Annotated in this window: 3 protein-coding genes; all 3 read left to right on the plus strand. The window is 72.9% G+C overall.

Features of this window, described 5'->3' with window-relative positions; all coding sequences use genetic code 11:
• The first annotated feature begins 304 nt into the window (after positions 1–304).
• The 3 genes from glyA (at position 305) to ACOBQB_RS09640 (ending at position 7,250) form a co-directional block, all read left to right on the plus strand.
• On the plus strand, positions 305–1,735 hold the full coding sequence (glyA, locus tag ACOBQB_RS09630) for a serine hydroxymethyltransferase (protein ID WP_423590597.1): 1,431 nt from the start codon (positions 305–307) through the stop codon (positions 1,733–1,735).
• A gap of 95 nt (positions 1,736–1,830) precedes the next feature.
• Positions 1,831–4,908, plus strand: coding sequence for a non-ribosomal peptide synthetase (locus tag ACOBQB_RS09635; protein WP_423590599.1), 3,078 nt, complete (start codon positions 1,831–1,833; stop codon positions 4,906–4,908).
• Complete coding sequence (locus ACOBQB_RS09640; RefSeq protein ID WP_423590629.1) at positions 4,893–7,250, plus strand: non-ribosomal peptide synthetase; 2,358 nt, start codon at positions 4,893–4,895, stop codon at positions 7,248–7,250. Before ACOBQB_RS09635 ends, ACOBQB_RS09640 begins: the two co-directional genes overlap by 16 nt.

The following is a 7,250-nucleotide window of genomic DNA, read 5'->3' on the forward strand; positions in this document are numbered from 1 at the left end:
CGGCGGGTGCCGGGAAAACGCCTCGGCCGACCCTCGGGAATTACCCGTTCCGCGTATCGCTTTTGATGCCGCAGAGAATTCCACACAAGCGCCCCTCTCCCTTTTATTCGAGGGAGGGGGGCGCTTTATTCGTTGTTCGGTCCGGGTGCCTTGAACGTCGTTGTCCGCCCCCTGTCGGGAAGTTAGGGTCATTCTTAATTCCGCTGCTGCCTCGGGATTGGGGAAAAGGTTTCCGCTCGGCAGCGACAACCAGGAACCGAATTATTTCCTTCCGGTTTACCGAACGAGAGACGAGGCGTACGAAATGGCCGGTCAGTGGTATGCGGGACGGACACCGACTCCGCATGAGGACGCCGGGTCCAAGGGCGGGGAGCAGGCCAGGCACCTGCGCGTCGGCATGGAGTCCCTGCACCGCGCCGACCCCGAGCTCGCCGGTCTCCTGGACGCGGAGATCCGCCACCAGGACGCGACGCTGGCGATGATCGCCTCGGCGAGCGTGGCCGACCCCTCGGTCCTCGCGGCCGGCGGAGCGGCACTGTCCAACGTCACCGCCGAGGGCTACCCCGCCGCCCGCTACCACCCCGGTGCCGCCCGCTTCGACGAGGTGGAGCTGCTTGCCATCGAGCGGGCCAAGGACCTGTTCGGGGCCCAGTACGCGAACGTGCAGCCCCACTCCTGCTCCTCGGCCAACCTCGCGGTGCTCACCGCTCTTATCCCCCCGGGCGGCACGCTTCTGGGCCTCGGCCTCGACGCCGGCGGTCACCTCACCCACGGTTCGCCGGCCTCGGTGACCGGACGGCACTTCAACGCCGTGCACTACGGCCTGGACCGCTTGGGCCGCATCGACTACGCCCAGGTCGCCGAGCTCGCCCACCAGCACCGGCCGAAGGTGCTGATCGCCGGGGCCAGCGCCTACCCCCGCACCGTCGACTTCGACCGGTTCAGGGCCATCGCCGACTCGGTCGGCGCCTACCTCCTCGCCGACATCTCCCACATCGCGGGGCTGGTGGCCGCCGGAGAGCACCCCAGCCCCATCAACGCCGCCCACATCACCACGACCAGCACCTACAAGCAGCTCGGCGGCCCCCGCGGCGGCCTCATCCTCAGCGGGCAGGACCACCGCGCGCCGGGGCCCGACGGCCGCACCCCGCTGTTCCGGCTCATGCAGCGGGCGGTCTTCCCGCAGTCCCAGGGCACGCCGAGCCCGGCCACGATCGCCGCCAAGGCCCGCGCCTTCTCGCTCGCGGCGGGCCCGGAGTTCAAGGACACCGCCCGGCTGATCGTGGAGAACGCCGCGGCGCTCGCCGCCGAACTGTCCGCTCTCGGCTACCGCGTCCTGACCGGAGGCACCGACAACCACATGGTGCTGCTGGACATCATCGACCGCGGCCCGACCGGAGTCGTCGCCGAGCGGGCCCTGGAGCAGTGCGCGATCCTCGCCAACCGCAACCGCATCCCCGGCGACACCAAGCCCCCGCTCGTCACCAGCGGCCTGCGCCTGGGCACCAACATCCTCGCGCAGCGCGGCATGGGCCCCGAGCAGATGCGGGAGTGCGCCCGCCTGGTGCACACCGTGCTGAGCGCCACCACGCCCCTGAGCGACACCGAGTATCTGATCGACCCGGTCCGGGCCGCGCGCATCCGTGAGGACGTCAAGGACCTGTGCGCCCGGTACCCGCTGAGCGTCGAAGCCGGATTCAACAACCCCGCAGCCCTGATCGGAGCCGGACAGTGAACCACGCCCCCAAGGACACGGGCCCGGCACACGCGCCGGTCCTTCTGCCCACGGACCGGCCGCGGCGCCCCGGCTCACCGCCCCGGTGCACGGCCGTGGCAAGCGCCCCCCTCGCCGGCCACACCCCCACCGGCGGACTCGACCGGCGCTCGGCACAGGCCGCCGCCTTCGCCGCCCTCCTCCACCGCTACACCACCCAGGAGGACATCGGATACGACCGCGCCGACGCCTCGGGCACCGGCCACGCCCGGCTCCAGGTCACCGGCACGACGACGCTGCGCGAACTCGCCGACGCCACCGTCCTCGGCCCGGCATCGGCGGCGCAACCCGCCCCCGTGGCCCTCGCCTTCGGGGACCCGGCGGAGCCCGCCGACGGCCCGGCCCCCCACGAACTGCGACTCGTCGTCGGCGACGACCTCGTCGCCCTCCACTACGACACCGCCCTGTTCGACACCGGGACCGCGCGCCGGATCCTCGCCCACTACCGCACCATCCTGACGGACGCGCTGGAGCGGCCCGACGAGCCGGTCACCCGGCTGCGCCTGCTCACCGACGCCGAGCTGCGGCGCATGCTCGTCGACTGGAACCGGACCGGGACCGCGCTGGCGGACGGCACCTGCCTCCACGAGGCGTTCGAGACCCACGCCGAGCGCCGGCCGGACGCGACAGCGGCGGTGTACGAGGGCGCCCGCTTCACCTACGGCGACGTCAACGCCGCGGCCAACCGCCTCGCCCACCACCTGCGTTCCCTGGGCGTCGGACCGGACACCCGGGTCGGACTGTGCCTCGAACGCTCGCCCGAACTCCTCATCGCGATGCTCGGCATCCTCAAGGCAGGCGGCGCCTACGTCCCCCTGGACCCCGACTACCCCACCCAGCGGATCGCCGGCATGGTCAGCGGCACCACCTGCTCGGTCACCGTCAGCCGCCGCGAACTCGCCTCGCGCCTGCCGGACCGCGGCGACACCCCGCTGGTCCTGCTCGGCCCCGGCGGCACCGACCTGTCCGCCGCACCCGACCACGACCCGGCCCCCCTGGCCACCCCCGACCACCTCTGCTACGTCATCCACACCTCCGGATCCACCGGCGCGCCCAAGCCGATCGCGCTCCACCACCGCGGCGTGATCAACAACATCGCCGACCTCAACTCCCGCTTCACCGCAGGACCGGGCGACTCGGTGCTGTCCCTGTCGTCCCCGAGCTTCGACCTGTCCGTCTACGAGTACCTCGGCATCACCGCCGCCGGCGGCACCGTCGTCATCCCCTCCCCGGCACGCGGCAAGGACCCGGCGCACTGGGCCGAACTCCTGGTCGAGTACGGCATCACCGTCTGGAACTCGGCCCCGGCCCTCCTGGACCTGCTGGTCGACCACCTCGAACAGAGCGGCGCCGAGCCGCTGCACCGGCTGCGCGCGGCGATGCTGGGCGGCGACTGGATCCCCGTACCCCTGCCCGGCCGGGTCCGCGCGGTCGCCCCCGCGATGCGCCTGTTCACCCTGGGCGGCGCCACCGAGGCCTCCATCCACTCCACGATCTACGAGGTGGACGAGGCCGACCCGCGGTGGGCGAGCATCCCCTACGGCCGCCCGATGGCGAACCAGCGCACCTACATCCTCGACGACGCCTTCCAGCCCGTGCCGCCCGGCGTCACCGGCGAGCTGTACCTGGCCGGTACGGGCGTGGCCCGCGGCTACCTCGACCAGCCCGAGCGCACCGCCGAGCGGTTCATCGAGTGGTCGTACGGCGAGGTGAGCGACCGCGTCTACCGCACCGGGGACATGGCTCGCTTCGGCGCCGACGGGCTGATCGAACTCCTGGGCCGCAGGGACTTCCAGGTCAAGCTCAACGGGCTGCGGGTCGAGCTCGGCGAGATCGAGGCGGTCCTGCGCTCGCACCCCGCGGTGCAGCAGAGCGCCGTGGTGGCCCACCGCAACCAGCTCGTCGCCTACGTCGTCGCGGCAGACGGCGAGGACGTGGGCCTCGACGCGCTGCACCGGCTCGCCGCGGACCGGCTCCCGCCGTACATGGTCCCCAAGGCGATCGTGCCCCTCGACCGGCTGCCCCTGACCCCCAACGGCAAAGTCGACCGCAAGGCCCTCCCCGAGCCCCACCCGGCCGCGGCCGACTACCGCGCGCCGGGCACCGGCCGGGAGAAGATCCTCGCCGGTGTCTACGCCGACGTCCTGCGCGTCGACCGCGTCGGCCTCGACGACGACTTCGTCACCCTGGGCGGCGACAGCATCCGCGCCATCCAGGCCGTCACCCGGGCCAGGACCCACGGCCTGGCCATCACCCCCCGCCAGATCCTCCAGCTGCGCACCGTCGCCCTCCTCGCCGAGGCCGCCACCGGCACGGCGGACGCCGAGGAGGACACCTCCGCGCCCCTGCTGAGCCTCACCGCGCAGGACCTCGACGCGCTGCGGCAGCGCTATCCGCGGCTGAGGGACGTATGGCCGCTCACCCCGATGCAGTCCGGCATGGTCTTCGAGTCGATGCTGGCCGACACCGGCGCCGACACCTACCACATGCAGACCGTCTACCGCCTGAGCGGGCCGCTCGACGCGGACCGGATACGGGCCGTGGGCCAGAGCCTGATCGACCGGTACGCCAACCTCACGGTGGCGTTCGCGCCCGACGCGGCCGGCGACCTCGTCCAGATCGTCACGGACGGCGTCGAACTGCCCTGGCGGGAGATCGACCTGAGCGACCTGACCGACACCGGCCAGGACGAGGCGTTCGCACGCTTTTTGGCCGAGGACCGGGCCGCCCGCTTCGACCTGGCCTGCCCGCCCCTGCTGCGCATGGCACTGGTCAGGCGCGGCCCCCGGAGCGCCGAACTGGTCCTCACCGCCCACCACGTACTGATCGACGGCTGGTCGGAACAGCTCATCGCCGAAGACCTGCTGCGGCTCTACGCCGCCGGCGACGACGCGAGCACGCTGCCCCCGGTCCGCGGCTACCAGGACTTCCTGGCCTGGCTCGCGCGGCAGGACAGCCAGGAGAGCGCCCGGGCCTGGGCCGACGAACTCGCCGGCCTGGACGGGGCGACGCTCGTGGCGCCCGCCGTCACCCCCGGGGGGCGGACACCGGCGTCCAGGAGGCCGAACTCGCCCTCACCGCACAGGAGACGAACGCGCTCACCCGGCGCGGCGCGGAGCTGGGCGTCACGGTGAACACCCTGGTCCAGGGCGCCTGGGCGGTCCTGCTCGGCGCGCTGACCGGCCGCAAGGACGTGGTGTTCGGCGCCGCAGTCTCCGGGCGGCCCGGCACGCTCCCGGGGGTGGAGTCGATGGTCGGCCTCTTCATCAACACCCTGCCGGTGCGGGCCCGCTGCGAGCCGAACAGCACCTTCGCCGAGTTCCTCACCGGCCTCCAGGACCGGCAGAGTGAGCTCCTGGACCACCACCACCACAGCCTGACCGAGATCCACCAGGCCGCGGGGGTGGACGCCCTCTTCGACACCATCGTGGCCTTCCAGTCCTATCCGGCGGACCCGGCCGGCCTCGCCGAGGCGAGGACCGCGGCCGGATTCGAGATCACCGGCCTGAAGTCGCTGGGCGGCGCGAACTACCCTCTGGCGCTGATCGTCGAGGACGGCCGGCTGACCCTCCAATACCAGTCGCACCTCTACGACCGCAACGCGGCGCAGCACATCGCCGACCGGTTCCGGTCCGTCCTGAACCAACTGGCCGCCGACAGCGGCGAACGCCGGATCGGCACCGTCGACCTGCTCCTCGACGCCGAGCGCGCGCACCTGCTCGCCTCCGCGCGGCCCACGCCCGAAGACTCGCGGGAGGCGGGGGAGCGGGAGACCGTGGCCGCCCTCTTCGAGCGGCGCGCGGCCGCCGATCCCGGCGCGATCGCGGTGACCTTCGGGGCCACGACACTGACCTACGAAGAGCTGAACGCCCGCGCCAACCGCCTGGCCCACGGCCTCATCCGCCGCGGCGCGGGCCCCGAGACCGTGGTCGCCCTGGCCGTGCCGCGCTCCGCGGAACTGGCCGTCGCGCTCCTTGCCACCCTCAAGTCGGGCGCCGGCTACGCGCTGCTGAGCCCCGAGCAGAGTGCGGCGCAACGGGAGAGGGTCCTCGCGCAGGCAACCCCCGAACTGATCCTCGCCTCCGTTGACGCGGCACCGGGACTCGCCCTGACCGGCATCCCGCTCGTCCACCTCGACGACCCGCAGTGCACCCAGGGCCCGGACACCGACCCGGCCGACGCCGACCGGCGTGCGCCCCTGCTGCGGCAGAACCTGGCCTGCGTGCGCTACGCGCCCGGGGCCACGGACGGCATGGCACTCAGCCACCGGGCTTTGGCCGAGGGCGTACGACGCTTCGCCACCGCCGCGGGCATCACGCCCGGGGCGAGGGTGCTCGCGACGTCGCCGCACACGGACACGGCGGCGTTCGAGCTCCTGGCCTGCGTGAGCGCCGGCGCCGGCGTCGAGCTCGCCCAGGACCTCACGGCCCTCGGCACCAACGGCTGGCGCGGCGATGTGATCAGCACGGTCGCCCCGCTCCTGGCTGCGCTGCTCAACGGTGCCACGGCCGCGGTCCACGCCCGAACAGTGGTCTTCACCGGCGACGTGCTGCTCGGATCGTTCGTACAGCGGGTCCGGGACGCGATCCCGGGCGTGCGGGTGGTCAACGCCCACGGCCCGGCCGAGACCGTCCGCGCCATGGCCCCGGCCGGGGCCATGCGCGCCTACGTCCTCAGCCCCGCACTGCAACCGCTGCCTCCCGGCGTCACCGGCGAGCTGTACATCGCCGGCGAGGTCGCACGGGGCTACCGGGGCCAGTCCGCACTGACCTCCCGGCGCTTGGTCGCCGACCCCTTCGGTGAGCCCGGCTCGCGGATGTACCGCACCGGCGACCTGGCCCGCTGGAACGACCAGGGCCAACTGGAGTACGTCGGCTCGGGCGGCGAGGAGGTCCTGATCAGGGGCCACCGCTTCCGCACCGAGGACGTGGCGGCCGCCCTGGCCGCGCACCCGTCGGTGTCGCAGGCGGCGGTGGTGCCCGCGGCCGGCGACGACGAGCAGCTCATCGGCTACGTCGTCGCCCTGCGGGGCCACTCGGCCGACACCGGGGAGCTGCGCGAGTTCCTCGCGCGGCGCCTGCCGGACCACATGGTCCCGGCGGCCTTCGTACCCCTGGAGGAGCTGCCGACGGCGGCCGACGGCAGCGTGGACCGCCAGGCGCTCCCCGCACCGGGAGCCGAGACGGCGGGCCGGTGCCACCGGCCCGGGCGCACCCCGCAGGAAGAGGCGCTGTGCGCGCTGTTCGCCGAGGTCCTCGGCGTCGAGCGGGTCGGCATCGACGACAACTTCTTCGCCCTCGGCGTCAACTCGCTGAAGGCGACCCGGCTGATCGGCCGGATGCGCAGGACCCTCGGGATCGAGACCTCGATCCGGACGATTTTCCAGTATTCGACGATTGCGGAGCTTTCGGGTCAAGTCCAGGCCACAGGTACCACCAAGAGCCGGCCCCGTCTACGCAAGATGACCAAGGAGTAG

Origin of the sequence: Streptomyces sp. G5(2025) (assembly GCF_049542075.1) — a bacterium.
Classification (GTDB): Bacteria; Actinomycetota; Actinomycetes; order Streptomycetales; family Streptomycetaceae; genus Streptomyces.

Excerpts from the sequence above, each read along its gene's own strand:
- glyA (WP_423590597.1), top strand. The coding sequence starts at position 305 with ATGGCCGGTCAGTGGTATGCGGGACGGACACCGACTCCGCATGAGGAC.